The 16,767-nt window shown below is 70.2% G+C and carries 16 protein-coding genes; 12 read left to right on the top strand and 4 right to left on the bottom strand.

The features are described from left to right. Positions 1 to 110: 110 nt before the first annotated feature. On the bottom strand, positions 111 to 920 hold the full coding sequence (locus SK571_RS29445) for a GGDEF domain-containing protein (protein WP_319987333.1): 810 nt from the start codon (positions 918 to 920) through the stop codon (positions 111 to 113). A gap of 335 nt (positions 921 to 1,255) precedes the next feature. Here SK571_RS29445 and SK571_RS29440 point away from each other — a divergent pair, with 335 nt between their 5' ends. The 4 genes from SK571_RS29440 to SK571_RS29425 all read left to right on the top strand — a co-directional run bounded on the left by SK571_RS29440 (position 1,256) and on the right by SK571_RS29425 (position 5,157). Beyond that, a complete protein-coding gene (locus SK571_RS29440) occupies positions 1,256 to 1,963 on the top strand; it encodes a hypothetical protein (RefSeq protein ID WP_319987332.1) in 708 nt (235 codons plus the stop codon). 64 nt (positions 1,964 to 2,027) lie between these two features. Next, positions 2,028 to 2,585 (top strand): hypothetical protein, encoded by a 558-nt coding sequence (locus tag SK571_RS29435; RefSeq protein WP_090066675.1) that lies wholly within the window; start codon positions 2,028 to 2,030, stop codon positions 2,583 to 2,585. Next, complete coding sequence (locus tag SK571_RS29430; protein ID WP_319987331.1) at positions 2,572 to 3,789, top strand: MAB_1171c family putative transporter; 1,218 nt, start codon at positions 2,572 to 2,574, stop codon at positions 3,787 to 3,789. Before SK571_RS29435 ends, SK571_RS29430 begins: the two co-directional genes overlap by 14 nt. After that, entirely contained in the window at positions 3,790 to 5,157 is a 1,368-nt protein-coding gene (locus SK571_RS29425) for an FAD-dependent oxidoreductase (RefSeq protein ID WP_319987330.1), read from the top strand. A 59-nt stretch (positions 5,158 to 5,216) separates the two neighbouring features. Here SK571_RS29425 and SK571_RS29420 read toward each other — a convergent pair whose 3' ends face one another. Then, positions 5,217 to 5,690 (bottom strand): VOC family protein, encoded by a 474-nt coding sequence (locus SK571_RS29420; protein WP_319987329.1) that lies wholly within the window; start codon positions 5,688 to 5,690, stop codon positions 5,217 to 5,219. An 83-nt stretch (positions 5,691 to 5,773) separates the two neighbouring features. Between SK571_RS29420 and SK571_RS29415 the strand changes: the two genes are divergently transcribed. After that, entirely contained in the window at positions 5,774 to 6,727 is a 954-nt protein-coding gene (locus SK571_RS29415; RefSeq protein ID WP_319987328.1) for a helix-turn-helix transcriptional regulator, read from the top strand. A gap of 427 nt (positions 6,728 to 7,154) precedes the next feature. On the opposite strand, the gene SK571_RS29410 is transcribed toward SK571_RS29415, so the two are convergent. Next, complete coding sequence (locus tag SK571_RS29410; RefSeq protein WP_319987327.1) at positions 7,155 to 7,634, bottom strand: DUF4262 domain-containing protein; 480 nt, start codon at positions 7,632 to 7,634, stop codon at positions 7,155 to 7,157. Between the two features lie 140 nt (positions 7,635 to 7,774). Between SK571_RS29410 and SK571_RS29405 the strand changes: the two genes are divergently transcribed. The 5 genes from SK571_RS29405 to SK571_RS29385 all read left to right on the top strand — a co-directional run bounded on the left by SK571_RS29405 (position 7,775) and on the right by SK571_RS29385 (position 13,495). Then, positions 7,775 to 7,966 carry a hypothetical protein gene (locus SK571_RS29405; protein WP_319987326.1) on the top strand — a complete coding sequence of 64 codons (192 nt, stop codon included), beginning with the start codon at positions 7,775 to 7,777 and terminating at the stop codon, positions 7,964 to 7,966. Then, positions 7,966 to 11,016, top strand: a complete 3,051-nt coding sequence (locus SK571_RS29400) for a TIR domain-containing protein (protein WP_319987325.1) — start codon at positions 7,966 to 7,968, stop codon at positions 11,014 to 11,016. Before SK571_RS29405 ends, SK571_RS29400 begins: the two co-directional genes overlap by 1 nt. Positions 11,017 to 11,136: 120 nt before the next feature. Continuing rightward, a complete protein-coding gene (locus SK571_RS29395) occupies positions 11,137 to 11,610 on the top strand; it encodes an RNA polymerase sigma factor (protein ID WP_319987324.1) in 474 nt (157 codons plus the stop codon). After that, positions 11,603 to 12,634, top strand: coding sequence for a hypothetical protein (locus SK571_RS29390; RefSeq protein WP_319987323.1), 1,032 nt, complete (start codon positions 11,603 to 11,605; stop codon positions 12,632 to 12,634). The genes SK571_RS29395 and SK571_RS29390 overlap by 8 nt, the downstream gene beginning before the upstream one ends. A 57-nt stretch (positions 12,635 to 12,691) precedes the next feature. After that, positions 12,692 to 13,495, top strand: a complete 804-nt coding sequence (locus tag SK571_RS29385) for an SAM-dependent methyltransferase (RefSeq protein WP_319987322.1) — start codon at positions 12,692 to 12,694, stop codon at positions 13,493 to 13,495. Here SK571_RS29385 and SK571_RS29380 read toward each other — a convergent pair. Continuing rightward, the gene (locus SK571_RS29380) at positions 13,492 to 15,105 is read right to left on the bottom strand and encodes a ricin-type beta-trefoil lectin domain protein (RefSeq protein ID WP_319987321.1); all 1,614 of its coding nucleotides are present in this window, start codon (positions 15,103 to 15,105) and stop codon (positions 13,492 to 13,494) included. The genes SK571_RS29385 and SK571_RS29380 overlap by 4 nt on opposite strands. A 162-nt stretch (positions 15,106 to 15,267) precedes the next feature. On the opposite strand from SK571_RS29380, the gene SK571_RS29375 reads away from it, so the two are divergent. Then, positions 15,268 to 15,774 carry a SigE family RNA polymerase sigma factor gene (locus tag SK571_RS29375; RefSeq protein WP_319987320.1) on the top strand — a complete coding sequence of 169 codons (507 nt, stop codon included), beginning with the start codon at positions 15,268 to 15,270 and terminating at the stop codon, positions 15,772 to 15,774. Further along, positions 15,771 to 16,700, top strand: coding sequence for an LCP family protein (locus tag SK571_RS29370; protein ID WP_319987319.1), 930 nt, complete (start codon positions 15,771 to 15,773; stop codon positions 16,698 to 16,700). Before SK571_RS29375 ends, SK571_RS29370 begins: the two co-directional genes overlap by 4 nt. Positions 16,701 to 16,767: the final 67 nt, after the last annotated feature.

Genomic DNA, 16,767 nt, shown 5'->3' with positions numbered 1-16,767 from the left:
CATCACCCCAGGACCACGCTACGACGTGGCAAGCCTCCAAAACACCCGCTCACCGGCATGCCTCCGGGAAAGTGACTGATCGGGGCAAGGCTCTACGCGCAGGTGACGCTCTAGTGGACGAGGCCGTGGTGGCGGTTCGTCCACGCGGCGACGGCGGGCAGCACGTCCGTGATCCACTCGCGGGCGGCGGCCGTGAGTTCGTAACGGGCCGCGCGACGGAGCACGAAACCGTTGTCCTGCAGGCGTTCCAGCGTGAGGATCACCCTCGGGCCGAGGATCGAGAGCAGCTCTTCCGCGTTCTTGGCGCCGTCGGACAGCGCGACCAGGACCTGCGGCAGCTGGTCGCTGCTCATCAGTTCCTGCAACGCGCGCAGGTGGTGCAGGGCCGCGGAGTCCACCTTGCGCTCGGCGGCGAACGCGCTGGGGTCGTGAACCTGGACGCGGGCCCGGCCGCCTCGCTTGGCGCGCTGCAGGGCCGCGTCGGTGTCGCGGACCAGGTCGATCAGCGTGTCCTCGGCGGTGGGCACGTGCGACGCGACGCCGATGGACGCCGTCTGGCCGTGCAGGGTCACGTGGTAGCCGTCGTTCGTGGTGATCTCGGTCTGCAGTGCGCGGATGCCGCGCAGGATGCGTTCGGCCACCATGGCCGCTTCTCCGCCCGTGGTGCGGGGCAGCAGCACGAGGAACTCGTCGCCACCATGGCGGCACACGAGGTCCGTCGGGCGCGTGTGGGCGGTCAGCACCGCGGCGACATCGCTCAGCACCACGTCGCCGGCGGGGTGGCCGTACTCGTCGTTGATCTTCTTGAAGCGGTCGAGGTCGATCATGAGCAGCGCGACCTGCTCCCACCGGCGCTGGGCACGGCGGTACGTCGCGGGTGCCTGGTCGTCCCAGCCCCAACGGCCGAGGAGGCCCGTCAAGCGGTCAGTCGCCCACGCGCCAACGGGTTGTGCGCACGAACTGCAGCGCGAGGGAGCGCTCTCGTCGTGCAGGCGCAGAGAACCGTGGTCCACCGGTAGCCCCATCCGCACAGTCGCCATGAGTCCCCCCAGACTTCAGCTCTGACTGGCCCGAACTGCCCCTTTCAACTGAAGTGACGTCGTTCGGATCAAACGCGACACACCAGTGCAAGCGGCGGAGTGTGATCATAGGGCTACCGACAGGTGGATTCAACCCTTGTGATGCCATATGCTCTCTTGGTTCCACAACAGTGGAAAGATCCCCAGGCCCTTGGTCGCTCCAGCGGAGGTGTGGCGTGAGGCCGTTCGCCGAGGTCCTCAACGAGCTGTGCAACAACCCGCCCGACGGCCGGGGCAAGGTCACCAACGTAGCGCTTGCCGCCGCGGTGAAGTCACGGGGCGGGGACATCGGGCACGGCTACATCTCGCAGCTGCGGCTCGGCGTGAAGGACAACCCGACCTGCCAGGCGATCGTCGACCTCGCCGACGCGCTCGGCGTCCACCCCGCCGCATTTCTCAACGGACGCCGCGAGCTGCACCCGGCAGAACGACCCGGTTGGCGCCCAACGGCGTTGAGCACGCTCTTCGAGGCCGTGCATCCGCCCGACCGCGGGCCCTGGTCGCCGGAGGAGGTCGCGGCCTCGATCAGCTCGTCCGGCCAGTTCGGCAGCATCTCCGCCAGCTACATCCGCGAACTCCTGAGCAACACCAGCGACAACCCGCGGCTCAAGCACATCCTCGGCCTGGCAGACCACTTCGGCGCCGATCCGGCGTACTTCTTCGACGACGACCTGGCGGCACGGGTCGATTCGGAGCTGACGGACTTCCTGGCCCTGCGCGAACTCGGCGTCGTCGAGTTCGTCACCCGTCTGGCCGAACGCACCGGCGATCTGTCCCCACAGGCCAGGGCCGCTGCGGTAGAAGGGTTCCGGCAGGCGCTCGAAGTCGGCGAGGGCTGGTCGTTCCCACTGAACAGCCGCCGTACGTCCGCGGACCACACTTGATGACGACGCCGGCGTGAAGATCTCAGCCTGGACCGCTGCAGACGACATCGAGAGGAGGCGACGGGTGAACCGCAGGAAACTGCGCAAGCTGGTCGACGAGGTCGCCCGAGACCTCGACCTGCCGCCCGACGCCACGCACCAGGAGGCGAGCCGCCGGGTCTGCGAGCTGATGAGCGAACGGCTGGGGCGCGCTGTCGACGTCCGCTTCGCCGCCATCACCAACGCGGTCTGCCTGAGCGGTGCGACCGCGTTGCTCGAGAACGGCACGTACCTCGTCATCTGCGCGGACTCCCCGTCCTGGTACCACCGCCTGCACGTGCTGCTGCACGAGTTCGCGCACGTCCTGCTGAAGCACCAGCCCGTCGCGCTGACCCGCGACGAGGGCATGCGCAGGCTCGCACCGCACCTGCTGCCGCGGATGGCGAAGATCATCGCCGGCCGGACGACGCTGACCGAGGACGAGGAGCGCGAGGCCGAGAACCTCGCCGACCACCTGCTGGAAAGGCTGACGGAACACCGGGTGTGGGCCGACACGGCCACCACCGAGGAACCCGCGCACGTGCGCCGGGTGGCCGAGTCGCTCGAAGGAAGATCTCGCTGGGTGCGTCGTGGCGATCTTTAACCTGATCTACCTCTCCTGCGGCATCGTCGGTCTGCTCCTCCTCGCGTACAAGATCCGCGCGCTGCGGTCGAGCTGGGGCAGTCCCCGTGTCGTCGCGCTCATCTCGACCGTGTTCTTCTCGGCGTTCGCCGTGCTCTTCGCGGCGCCCGCGAACATCACCTGGATCAACTGGACGAGCGGCGTGCCGAACTTCGCCGCGCTGCTCGTCTACAGCCTGGTGGTCTGCTTCGCCGGAGCGGCGTTCGCGCTGGTGATCTACTGGCGCTACCCGGCGGCCCAGGCGTGGCAACGGGTCCGCCTGATCATCGTCAGCTACAGCACGATCGTCGCGGCGATGGTCGTGCTGTTCTTCAAGTCCGAGGTCGACGAGGAACGTCAGGTCGACTTCGACACCTACTACGCGACGCAGCCGACGATCGCGGTCTTCCTGTTCATCTACCTCGTCGCGACCATGGTCGGCTGCGGCGGTCAGGCCTACCACTGCTGGCAGGGCTCGCGGGACGAGGCGATCTCGGCGCGGCCGTGGCTTCGTCTCGGGCTGCGCTGGTACTGCGCGGCGGCGCTGTTCCCCATGGCGTTCGCGGTCATCAAGCTGTTCGTGCTGCTGATGGACTGGGCCGGCGAGCGCAGCTTCGACGTGCTGAGCACGACGGCGCCGCTGATGGCGTCGCTGAGCATGATCCCGCTGGTGATCGCGATGGCACTGCCGGTCTTCGGGCCGCGCCGCCCGTCGCCCTCGCTGTGGGTGCGGCGCTGGCGCACGTACTTCGCACTGCGCCCGTTGCACCGCGCGCTGGTGCACGTGAACCCCGGGATCGTGCTGGTGGCGCCCGGCAAGTTCCTCAACCCGCACCACCGCGTGCGCCGGCAGATCATCGAGCTCAACGACTGGCGCTGGGCGCTGACGCCGTACTTCGACCTGAGCGTCGGCGAGGCCGCGACGTCCCTCGCGCGCCAGGCGTCGCTGCCCACGGACGAACTGGCCGCCGTCGTGGAGGCCGCCCAGCTGCGCGCCGCGGGCTCGTCCGACGGCCGCGCGCGGGCGCCCGAACGCCGTCCCGCCTCGGTGATCGTCGACGGCACCGACCTCGCCGCCGAGCACGACAGGTGGGTCCGGATCTCACGTGCGTACCAGCACTCGCCGATCGTCGACGCCGCCGTCGCCGACGCGGCACGCGTGCAAGCAGCAGGGGGAATGGATTAGATGGCACCCACACACGCCGTAGTCCTGGGCGGCGGACTCGCGGGCATGCTCGCGGCGTCCGTCCTCGTCCGGCACTTCGACGAGGTCACCGTGGTGGAGCGCGACAAGCTGCCGGACGGCCCCTCGCCGCGTTCCGGCGTGCCCCAGGCCCGGCACGCGCACCTGCTGATGTCCGGTGGCGCGCGGGCGATCGAGTCGTTGCTGCCGGGCACGCTGGACGCGCTGTTCGCCGCCGGGGCGCACCGGATCGGGGTGCCGAACGACCTGGTGTCGCTGAGCGCCCAGGGCTGGGTGCCGCGGTTCCCCGAGATGCAGTTCATCGTCTCGTGCAGTCGTGGTCTGCTGGACTGGGTGGTGCGCAGCCAGGCGTTGCGGGACAACAAGATCTCGGTACTGACCGGGACCGAGCCGGTGTCGTTGCTCGGTGATCAGCACGCGGTGACCGGGGTGCTGGTCGAGGACCGGATCTCCCGCGAGCAGATCTCGCTGGAGGCCGACCTGGTCGTGGACGCGACCGGGCGCGGCTCCCGGTTGCCCGCCTGGCTGGTGGACTTCGGGCTGCCCGCCGTGCACTCCGAGAGCGTCGACTCCGGACTTGCCTACGCCACGCGGATCTTCCAGGCGCCTCCGACGGCCGCCTCCGGTTTTCCGATCGTCAACGTGCAGGCGAACCCGCGTGACCCGTTCCCCGGTTGCACCGCGACCCTGTTGCCCATCGAGGACGGCAAGTGGCTGGTCACGCTGTCCGGGACGCGCGGCGGTGAGCCCTCGACCGACGAGTCGGAGTTCGTGTCGTTCGCCCGCTCGGTGCGCAACCCGGTCGTGGGCGAGCTGATCGCCGCGGCCGAGCCGCTGTCGCCGGTGTACGGGTCGCACAGCACCGCGAACCGGCGGATGTTCTTCGAGCGCTTGAAGTCGTGGCCGCGCGGCCTGCTGGCGCTGGGCGACTCGGTGGCCACCTACAACCCCGTCTACGGGCATGGCATGTCGGTCGCGGCGCAGAGCGCGCAGGCGCTGGACGCCGGTCTGGCGGCCGGGCACTCCGAGCAGCAGATCCAGCGCGGCATCGGCAAGGTGGTCGACGGGGCCTGGGCGATGGCGACCAACCAGGACATCCTGTATCCGGGTGCGGTCGGGAAGCCGTTGCCGCTGGCCGGGCGGGTGCTGCAGCGTTATGTGGACCGGCTCGTGCGCACGGCGACCACCGAGGCGCCGGTGACGCGGGCGTTCCTGGAGGCGTTCACGTTGTCCGCGCCGATGGCGAACCTGCTGAGCCCCAAGGTGTTCTGGGCGACGATGCGCGGGCCCCGGTCGGCGGCACCGGAACCGACGCTGACCGCGGACGAACGGGACCGGGTCACCGGCTGACGTGCACTGCCCCACGACGGGTTCGACGCCGTGGGGCTCGGCCGGTACCGCGGGCCGGGTCACGTCCGCGGGGCGAAGTCCGCGCTCTGCACGTAGTTCATGGCCTCGACGAACCTCGGGTCCGCCATTCTGGCGTCCAGCTCTTCCGCGGTGGGCTCCGCGACCCGCTGGTGCAGCCACCACAGGTTGCCGAACGGGTCGGCGAACCGGCTGACCCGATCTCCCCAGAACAGCTCGGTGGGCTCGGTGACGATCCTGCTGCCGAGCTTCACGGCACGCTGGAGCGCGGCCGCGTCGTCGGCGACGTAGAGGCGCAGGAACGCGGGCGTGGGCTGCCAGTTCGGCTGGTCGAACAGCATCACGACCGAGTCGCCGATGCGGACCTCCGCGTGGCCGATCTCCGGTGCCTCGCCGACGCGGCCGAGTTCGGTCGCGTCGAACACCTCCGTGATGAAGTCGATCAGCTCGGCCGTCCTCCCTCGGCTGATCAGCCACGGCGTCACGGTGTGGTAGCCCTCGGGCACGATGTTCATCCGGTCTCCCCTTTGCTCGTCAGGACGACCGTATGAGCCATGTAGGACGATCTCGGTCCTACTTCTGGGCTAGGTTTCGCGGCATGAGTGATGCGGCCCGGTTGTTGCGCCTGCTGTCGTTGCTGCAGACACCGCGCGAGTGGCCCGGCAGCGAGCTCGCGGCACGGCTGGAGGTCACGCCTCGCACGGTGCGGCGTGACATCGACCGCCTGCGCGACCTCGGTTATCCCGTCGAGGCGTCGATGGGCGTGCTCGGCGGGTACCGGCTCGGCGCGGGCGCGGCGATGCCGCCGTTGCTGCTCGACGACGAGGAGGCCGTGGCCATCGCGGTCGGCCTGCGCACCGCCGCCCGGCAACCGGTGGCGGGCATCGCCGAGGCGTCGGTGCGCGCCCTGGCGAAGCTGCAGCAGGTGCTGCCGTCCCGGCTGGCCCGGCGCGTCTCGTCGCTCACGTCGGCCACCGCGCCCACCCCGGCCTCGTACGCCGCGCTGGTCGACCCCGGCCAGCTGACCGTGATCGCCGGCGCGGTCGCCGCCCGCGAACGGGTGCGGTTCGCCTACATCGCCCACGAGAACGTGGTGTCGAAACGGCACGTGGAGCCCATTCAGCTGGTAGCGCTCGGCCGGCGCTGGTACCTCCTCGCTTTCGACGTGGACCGTGACGACTGGCGGATCTTCCGGCTGGACCGCGTCTCAGCCGCGCTGGCCACCGGTGCCCGCTTCACACCCCGCGTGCCGCCCGGCGGGGACGCGACGGAGTTCGTGACGCGGAAGATGTACGACTCGGCGCCGACCTACCGGGCCCGCGCGACCCTGCGGCTGCCCGTGGAACTGGCACGGGCACGGCTGGCGGACTTCGCCGGCGACCTGACCGCCGTCGACGACGGGTCGTGCTCCTGGCACAGCGTCGAGGACACGATCGACTACCTCGCGTTCCGGCTGACGCTGCTGGGGTGCGACTTCGTGGTGCACGGGCCCGGTGAGCTGGTGGAGCACCTGCGGGGGCTGGGTGAGCGGATCAACCGGGCAGTGGGCTGAGCCCTCCGCGCTGGTGGGGCCGCGTGGCTGGGGAACTGCGGCGCCGGGCGGTGGGCTGAGCCTGTGCGCCGTCGGGTGCTGCGTGGCTGGAGGCTGCGGCGCCGAGCAGCGGGCTGAGCTTGTGCGCCAGCAGGTGCTGCGTGGCTGGAGGGCTGCGGCGCCAGGCGGTGGGACTGAGCCTCCGCGCCAGCAGGTACTGCGTGGCTGGAGGGCTGCGGCGCCTGTGAGCCGGCGGGCTGCGCTGGCGGCAGGCCCACGGCACGAACCATGCCCGCCGAGCCGCGACGCCGCCTCCCACCGGCAGACGCTGCGTGCGGCCGACAGACGACCGCACCCCAGAACCGGAAGCCGCGCCGGCGGCGGGCCCACGGCACGAACCGTGCTCGGCGAGCGCCACAACGCCTCCCCGCGCCACGGACGGCACAGCTCACCCGCCCGGCGGCCCGGCTCTCACCCCCAGCACCGGCTGGCCGCCCACCACCCCCTCGTAGGAGCTGTCCCAGGGCCAGCGCCCGGACTCGTCGGCGTGCACGAGCTGCAGGGCCTTGATGCCCTCCCCGTACAGCCGCGCGGACACCAGCAGGTGGGCCCAGGGGCGCGCCACGCGGACGACCTCCAGCAGCGGGCCGCCGGGCACGGTGATGCGGTGGCCGGGCGCGGGCAGGCAGCTGTGGACCAGGTGTTCTGCCATGTCGTCCAGCAGGCGGCCCGCTTCCAGCACGGCCATGCCCGTCACGACGAGTTCCGGGAGGCCGCGCGGGGTCAGGCCGACGGTGTACGCCCAGGGTGGATGGGCTCGGTCCCGTTCGATCGCCTGCACCGCCCAGCCCCGCACGTCGATGCAGCGGCGCAGGGTGGCCAGGTGTTCTTCCATTCGGTCGGCGGGGTGGTCGCAGTCCCAGCACATGGCGGTCTCCTCGGATCGGTGGTGGATCCAGTGTGCCGAGGAGCACCGACAAGATCGTTTGAGCAGTTCGTTGACAGAAAGTGGACAAACGATCTGTGGGCCGTCTGGATCGTTAATCTGCGACGCACGGAGGATCGTGCATGCGCCAACGAACGCTTCTCGTCGCGTTGGTCGCGGCTGTGCTCGTCGCGGCCGCGGGCAGCGTGGTCACCACGGCGGCCATGCACACGCGGACCCGATCAGACGGAGCAATGGGCGGCATCGACACCGGCTATACCGGCGGCGGACCGGCCACAAAGGACAGCGGCAGCACTCGGAGCTGCGGGAACTGATGCACTTCGAACCCGGCACCCCACTCGCGGACGCGGTCAAGGCCGCCAGGTCCGCCGCACTGCGCGGCAACGTCCTCGGCGTCGACCTCGCCTACGTGAGGGCCGCGAAGATCAGCCCGGCCGTCGCCCACGACCACTGCGCGACGCTGCTCAACCTCGGTGCGATCGCCAAGGCCGCGCAACGCTGCGACGAGTACCTGAGCGCGGGCAACGACACCACGCTGAGGATCCTCCGGGCCCAGATCCGCAGCGCGGCAACGGATCACGTCGCGGCCGAGCGGGACGTGCGCGAGCTGCGGAAGCTGAAGCTCACCGAACTGGAACAGGCGAGGCTCGCCCGAGTCGCCGCGCTGGCCGCCGCGGACCGCTACGACTATCCCACCGCGGAAAGCGAGCTCGACGCCGCCGAACGCCACTTCCGCCGCGCCGGCCGCCCCGAGCACCTGGAACACATCGGCAGGGACCGGCTGCTGCTGGACGTGCGCAGGGGCACCCGCGTCTCGAAGCTCCGCGACCGGACTCCCCGCACGCCGGTCGAGTTCCTGCAACGCGCCGCCGCGCTGCGACGTGAGGTCCGGTACGAGGAAGCGCTGGCGGTGATGACGCGATGCGTCACCAGCTACCAGATCGAACCCGCGCTGAGGTTCGCCGTCCTGTACGAGCTGACCGTGCTGCTCGTCATGACCAGGCAGGCGGGCACGGCCCGCAGGCTCTTCCCGCTGCTGGCCGCCGCGGCCGGTCCGGAGGTGATCTCGCAGCTCCCCGACGCCACCCGGACGCTCCGGCCGGAACGCCGGCTCACCCACGTGCGCCGCCTGATCGCCCGGGACGAGCTGCTCAAGGCCGAAGGCATGCTGGGCGACGGGAACTCGCCGCTGTGGCACCTGACCGCCGCCGAGCTCGCCTACGCGCAGGGCAGGCTCGAACAGGCCGCGCAGCACTTCGAGATCGCGAGCCGTGCGGGGCACGCCGAGCTCACCGCGCTGGCGCTGCGCAAACTCGGTGACACGTTCGCCGACGCGGGCCACGAGGAGCTCGCGGCCCGGCACTGGGCCGAGTCGCACCGCGTCGAGGAGGACCTCGCGGACCACCGGGACAGCCCCAGCGTCAAGCTGCGGATGCTGCGCGCGGCCCCCGACGCGCAGGACGGCCGCGTGCGCGCCGCGGCCCGCCGAGCCCGGCGCGAGGGTCCCAAAGCGCTGGCAGGCCTGGTGGTCGCCGTCGAGGCGGCCCGGGCCGGACCGGACCTCACCGAGGCCGGACCGCGCGAGCTCCCGGGCTTCGCCGACCTCGCAGCGGCCAGGCGCTGGCTCGCAGGGACGACGAGGCACCTGCCGAAGGACCAGGTCGTGTGGATGATGCACGCGACGCCGGACCAGCTCCACCACGTGCTCGTCGGTCGCAGGACCACGCACGTGACGACCTCTGTCCACATCGGCGACCTCACCGACACGATCCGGCGACTCAAGGCCTGGAAGCCCAAGTACGACAGGGCGATCCTCGGCGCGCTGCTCGCCGAGCTGGCCGGTCTGATCGGGCTGGAGGACGTCGTCGGCGCCCTGCCGCCCAAGGCCACCAGGATCGTCGTCGTGGCGGGCGGCGTCCTCGCGGACGTCCCGCTGGCGGGCCTGCCCGTCCCCGGCACGAACCTCTTCCTCGGCATGACCCACGCGCTGTCCAGCCTGCCGTGCCTGTCCGCGCTGCGTCCCCGGCAACGCAGCGCCCGCGGGCAGAGGGGCGACGGGGCGGTGATCTGCAAGGAAGCCTCGCAGCTGCGGCGAACTCTCGAAGAGGGCCGCTCCCAACGCATCCGCATCGACGCCCAGGCCGCACACGACCGCATGAACCCCGACCAGTCGTGGCTGCAGTTCGCCGACGAACGGGTGTCCGTGGAAGCGCTGGAGAAGATGGACTTCAGCGCGTGCGGCACGGTAGTGCTCGGCGCCTGCGACTCCGGCATCGTCCGCGCTGTCACGGCCGCGGGGCCAGGAGCGGTCGTCGCCGCTCGCTGGCAGGCGGAGGACGCGGCCGCGCGGCAGGTGCTCGACGCGTTCGACCGCCACCTGGCGAAGCTTCCCCGAGATCGCGCCCTGCAGCACGCACTGGTCGAAGTCGCCGATCGGCACCCGGCGGACTGGGCGTGCTGGTCCCTGCACGGCGACGCGGGCTTCCAGACCTCAGCGGGCCCGCTGCGCAGAAGACTCAGGAAGAACGGAGACCCCGTGCCGCTCGAAACCCGCCCCAAGGTGTTCCTGTCGTTCGCCGGAAAGGACCGTGCGCACGCCGAGCAACTCCGTGCCGAACTGGAGTCCCGCAACGTCAACGCGTACCTGACCGAGGACGAGAGCACGTCCGGCGACAACGCCGCCACCTCGATCGACGAGGCGCTGGCCACCTCCGACTACCACGTCCTGCTGTGGTCGGCGAACACCCCGCGACGCGAGCCGGCGGCGGAGTGGACCGCGGCGTTCACCCTGGAGATGACGCGCCGCCGCGCCTTCCTGTTCATCGTGCGGCTGGACGAGGAGCCGCTGCCGCCCCTTCTCGCGCCCCGCAAGCACATCGACCTCGTGGACGCCGCCGACCGTCTCGTCGCGACCTGGCGCTCCGACCGCAAGTCGGAGCTTCCCGTGTTCCCGCAACCGGTCCCGCCGAAGCCGGACGGACCGACCGTCGCGATCTCGGTGCGCAGCCACGACCTCGGCACCACGCACGTCGTGATGACGCCGCTGCACCTCACCGGTGCCTCGTTGTACCGGGCGGTGTTCGCCGCGATGCAGCTTCCGACCGAGCAGATCACGTTCGACGGCACGATCGGGATGCGGTTCTCCTACGAGCTGTACCACCAGAACGAGCCGATCCCGGACGACGAGTCCACTGTGGAGCTCGTTTCGGACGTCGTGGACATCGCGGTGCGCGTCGAGTCGTTCGGTGGACGAGGCTCCCCCAGCGGCCGGGAGTACCGCCAGGACGACGAGTTGGACGAGGGCGTGGACGTCGACCAACAACGCATGCTGCTGGTCGCCGCCTTCCGCCACCTGCTCCCCTAGGGCCTCCGATCGGGTGAATTCCCTTCCCGTCTGTCAGCCTTCGCTGGTTTCAACGCCTGTAACCGGTGAAGGTCGCCCGAGGGCGGTTAACGACACCTGCGGACGCTGAAGGGAAGGCCGTTGAGCGCACCGGATCTGGGCTTCGCGGAGTTCTTCCGCGAGTGCCTGCCCGTGGTCACCAGGACGCTGACGGCTCTGAGCGGTGACACTCGCGCGGTGGAGGACATCGCGCAGGACGCCATGCTGATCGCACAGCACCGATGGAGCGACATCCACGCGTACGACAAACCCGAGGCGTGGGTGCTCAAGGTCGCCATACGGCTCATGCGGCGGTGGCAGCAGCGGTACGGAAGGGAAACGCCGCTGGCCGAGGTGCCCGAGGTCGTTGAGCCGGCGCACGACGTGGAAGCGCTGCACGCGGCGTTGCGCGAACTCTCCCCCAGGCACCGCGAGACCGTGGCGCTGCACCACCTGCTCGGTTACTCGGTCAGCGAGATCGCCGCGGTGCTCGTGGTCGGTGAGTCGACCGTGCGCACTCACCTCACCCGCGGCCGTGCCGAGCTGCGACGAATCCTCGGAGGCAGTGATGAGTGAGCTGCTGGCCCAGTTCGAGCTCGACGACGCCGTCGAGCACCAGTACCGCCTGGGAGAGGCCGCGGAACGGGCCGGTCGCCTGCACGAGGCGGCCGTCCACTTCAGGGTCGCCGCCGACCAACGCCTCGGTGACGCCGCCGTGCGGCTGGCGCAGGTCCTGTTCGCGCTCGGCGAGGAAGCCGAGGCCGCGCAGTGGTGCACGGCCGCCGTGGCGGACGGGTTCCCCGAGGCCGAGGAGCTGGTCAGGGAGAACTCCGAGGCGCGGCAACGGTTCCTGGAGCACGCCGCAAGGATCACGGTCGGCGCGCCCACGTTCGACTGGCTGCCGCCCGCGATGCCGTCTCGCCGCACCTCCCCCGAAACGATCGCGGCGCGCACTCAGGCGTTGCGGACGTTGGACCGTCGTTACGGCGGCATCGCCTGCCACAGCGCGGTTCTGGAGCACCTCGCCGCCGTCGAACCGATGATCGTCGTGGACGACGCCTCGTGGACCGCCGTCGCCGAGGTCCACGAACTGGCCGGCTGGACGGCGTTCGACAGCGGCCGGCCCGGCACGGCCCTGCCGCACTTCGCGAAGGCGCTGACGCTGGCGCGGCAGGCGGAGAACGAGGCGCTCATCGCCTCCGTGCTGACCCGCGCGGGCCGGATGTTCCTGCACCACAACGCTCCCGACGACGCGTTGAAAGCGTTCCAGCTCGGTTTCGTGGCGGCGCACAACGCCTGGGCCGACCGGCGCGCGTTGCACGATCCCGCGCAGGCCGTCGCCGCTCTCACCACGAAGGTCGGCACGTACGGCGAAGGCCGGGCGCGCACCCTGACGTTGACGGCGCTGGCCCGCAACCACCTCGCTCTGGGCGATCTCCCCACGGCCACCGGGTTCGCCCAGGAAGCCGTGGAGTCGGCCAGGAACCTCCGTTCGGCACGCGCGGACGACCACCTGCGCTGGCTCGACCAGGAAGCACGGGCGGCCGGCGCATTGCTGCTGGCAGAGCACGTTTCGACGCGTTTCGCCCGTTCTGGATGACGCTGTCACCGATCCGGGCCGCTACACGCGTGCACGCGTTCGAGTAGGTTCTGCGGCATGGCCGAGCCTTTCTCCTGGGTCCCCGCGGGAATCAACACGGACGTGCCCAGCGCGGCACGCGTCTACGACTTCCTGCTGGGAGGTGGCCACAACTTCGCGTCGGACCGCATGGTCGGCGACAAGGTGCTGCAGATCCTGCGCGAAGGCCGCGCGATCGCCGCGTCGAACCGCTCGTTCATGCGCCGTGCCGTCCTGCTGATGATGGAGCAGGGCATCACGCAGTTCCTCGACCTCGGCTCGGGCATTCCCACGGTCGGCAACGTCCACGAGATCGTGCAACAGGAAAACCCCGACGCACGAGTCGTGTACGTGGACTACGACGAGGTGGCGGTCTCGCACAGCCAGCTCATCCTGGAGGGCAACGACAACGCGGGCGTCGTGCAGGCGGACATGTGCCGCCCGGACGACGTGCTGTCCGACCCGGTCGTGAAGGACCTGATCGACTTCTCGAAGCCCGTCGGCCTGCTCATGATCGCCGTGCTGCACTTCGTCTCGGACGAGAAGGGCCCCGCCGAGGTGGTCGCCCGCTACCGCGACGCCGTGCCCGAGGGCAGCCTCGTCGCCCTGTCGCACCTCACCGCCGACTTCAAGCCGGATGAGATGGGCGCCGTCGTCGAGGCCATGAAGCACAGCCGCGACCCGATGTACTTCCGCTCGCTCACGGAGTTCGAGCCCATGTTCACGGGCCTGGAGCTCCTCCAGCCGGGCGTCGTCCCGGCGCCGAACTGGCACCCGGAACCCGGCCCGGCCGGAGAAGGCGGCCCTCAGGACGTCTACGTGGGCATCGGCCGCAAGATCTAGCGGAACTTCCAGGCCTGAGCCGCGGAACCGTTGCAGCTCCAGATGTTCAGGCGCGTACCGGGCGTGGTCGACGCACCGGGGTTGTCCAGGCACAGCCCCGACTGCGGGTTCTGCACGGAACCGTCCGACCGCACGCGCCACTGCTGCGCGCCCGTGCCGTTGCACTCCCACAGCTGCACGCTCGTGCCGTTGGTGGTGCCGCTGTTGTTGACGTCGAGGCACTTGCCGGCGATGGCGATGGTGCCGTCGGCGACGACGCGCCACTTCTGCGCGTAGGTGTTGTTGCAGCCCCAGATCTGGACCGGGTTGCCGTTGGCGGTGCCGCCGTTGTCGTTGTCCAGGCAGAGGGCCGGGGTGGCCGACAGCTCGACGGAGCCAGCGCCGGACGGGTGGCGTTCGGCCGGGAGCGACGGCGTGTTGAGGTGGTAGAAGTCGACGGCCAGGTAGTTCGGGGTCTTGCGGGCGGCGGGTTCGCAGAAGCGCTGGGCGCGGTTGACGAGCTTGGAGTTGTCCGTGGCGACGGTGCCCTGCATCGGGACGTCGCGGAAGTGGTTCATCACGAACAGCGGGCGGAAGCCGGTTTCCGTTGCGGTGAGCGGCTTGTCTCCCCAACGGGAGTAGCAGGACCAGTCGGAGGCGCCGGTGCCGGAACCCATCGACCAGTAGTTCTCGACGGTCCAGTCCTTCTGGTAGAGCACGCCGGAGTTCTCGCGGCCGTCGCGGCCGTGGTCGGTGAAGATGAGCAAACGCTTGCCGGACGCCCTCATCTGCGACAACGTCGGCCAGCCGTTCTCCCGGACGCCCTCGGCGCGGAACAGCACGTCGTTGAGGCCCTGCACACGGGCGAGTTCGTTGCGCAGGACGTCGGCGGAGACGTAGTCCTCGAGGAACACCGTGACGACCTCGCTGGGGCGTGCCTTCAGGAAGTCGACGATGCGCTGGATGTCGACGTTCAACGCCACCGGCCTGCTGACGGCCGTGCAACTGTTGTGGCAGAGGATCGCGCCGTCGGGGGTCTGGTGGATGTCGAGCATGAAGCCGCGGACGCCGTCGTTGAGCTGCTGCACGATGCCGCGTGACTGGTTCGGGGCGATGTTGGCGAACATGAAGCCGCCGTCGACGCCGTTCGCGTAGGCGTTGTGGGCGGTCAGGAACGTCATCTCGTCCAGGCGCGGATCGGCCGGGGTCGGGACGCGGACCGGGGTGACCGGGGTGAGGAACCACGTGTCGGCGCCGGTGCCGACGCGGATCTGGTCGGTGCCGGACGCGATCAGGTAGCGGTCGGCGCCGGGGTCCTTGAAGCGGTACCTGTCCTGGTCGTCGAGGAGCCCGGTCCACCGGGCGTCGGGGCTGGAGCAGCTGACCATCTGGGCAGCGTCGCCGGACCGGCCGAGGCACAGGCCGCCCTCGGCCAGCGTGCTGCCGTTCCAGGAGAACTGCTGGCGGTCCTCGTTGCCCTTGGGGCGGTGCTGGACCGCGGACGAGCCGGAGACGGCGGCGTTCTGGCCGGTCACGGCGCTTTGCAGGTAGTAGTTGCCGTTGGGAGCGGCCGCCGCGTCCACGGGGACGAGCAGCAGCGACAACAGCGCGAGTGCAGGGATGATGCGCATGAGGTGAAGGCTCGACCATGGACGTGAACATGAAAAGACTTCACGTCGAAATCCGTCCAAACCGAGACATCTGTGGCCCGGGCCACAAAAGCCGATGCAGCGGATCGAGCGGCGAAGGGGGTTTCCCACTCCGCAAACGACCGACGACGAGAAGGGGGCGGCGTGGGGTTCGACCAGTTCGTCGCTGATCGGCTGGACCGGCTGTTGGGGTACGCCACAGCCATCACCTGCGACAAACACCTGGCGCAGGACATCGTGCAGAACGTGCTCATGCGCGCACAGGGCAAGTGGGAACGCATCGGGGCGATGGACGCGCCCTATCTCTACGTGAAGCGCATGGTGACCAACGACTACCTGTCGTGGCGGCACCGCAGGTCTGCGCGGGAGATCGCCGTGGAACGCGGTGAGCTCGCAAGGCACGTGCCATCGATGGCCGATCCGGCTGACGCACACGCCGAACGCGAGGCCATGCGCGCACGGATCGCCATCCTGCCGCGCAAGCAACGCGCCGCGCTGGTGCTGCGGTTCTACGAGGACTGCAGCGACGCGGAGATCGCGCAGGTGCTCGGCTGCACGGAATCGACTGTGCGCAGCCAACTCTCTCGCGCACTGCAAACGCTGCGCACTCACGAACTCGCCCGGTCCGCCACCCTGGGGGTGCACTCATGAACGACCTGATCCGCCAGGCCATCAACGCTGAGGCCGAGGAGCGCGTTGACTCCCGGACCGTGCTGGCCAACCTGCACAAGGCCAGGAAGCGCAAGCCGCTGGGGCTGATCGTCGGCGTCGCGACGCTGACCGCGGCTGCCGCGGCCGCCGCCGTGGTCATCCCGACGACGATCAAGAAGACGGAGGCCGCGCCGCCGGCGGTGTCGGCGACGCAGGAAACGCAGAACGTGCTCCTCATCGGTCTCGACGACCGCGACCTCACCGACGCGCTGATGCTCGCGCGGTTCCAGGCGGACGGGACGGCGGTCTCGGTGGTGTCGCTGCCACGCGACGTCCTCGTGGACGGCCAGAAGATCAACAGCCTGTACGCCCAGGCCCCCGGGAAGCTGACCGCGGCCGTCGAGAAGACGACCGGGACGAAGGTCGACCACTACGCCGCCGTGAAGATGTCCGCGATCGGCCATGTCTCGGAACTCTTCGGCGGCGTCGCGGTGTGCCTGAAGGCGCCGTCGAACGACCCGATCACCAAGGCCGCCTTCCCGGCCGGCAGGCAGGTGCTCCAGGGCGACCAGGCGCTCGCCTTCCTGCGCCAGCGCCACGGCCTGGAGAACGGCGACCTGGACCGGGCGAAGCGGCAGCAGGCGTTCCTCGTCGATCTGGCCTCGAAGATCACCAAGGACAACGCGCTCGCGCTCGCCCGCGCGGTCAGCGGGTCGATCAGCGTGGACGAGGGCTGGGACCTGCTGGGGTTCGCGCAGCGGTTCACGGGTCCGCTGGCGATCAGCGTGACGACCTTGCCGGTCGACGCGCCCGTCGAGCGGGAGTCCGGGTTCGGGTTCGAGGTCGACACCGCCAAGGCCAGGGCGTTCGTCGACAAGGCCCTGACCGAGGGCGATCGCTCCACCGAAGCCGGGTGCGTCCGCTGACGATCACTCCAATGGAGCATCAAGTCGCTCTTCTGCGCAGCCGATGATCTGCATGTAGCGCGCGAGA

The sequence above is a fragment of the Lentzea kristufekii genome (assembly GCF_033949925.1).
GTDB lineage: Bacteria > Actinomycetota > Actinomycetes > Mycobacteriales > Pseudonocardiaceae > Lentzea > Lentzea kristufekii.
Note: the sequence above shows the minus strand (reverse complement) of the source record. Positions and strands in the feature narration are given on the sequence as shown.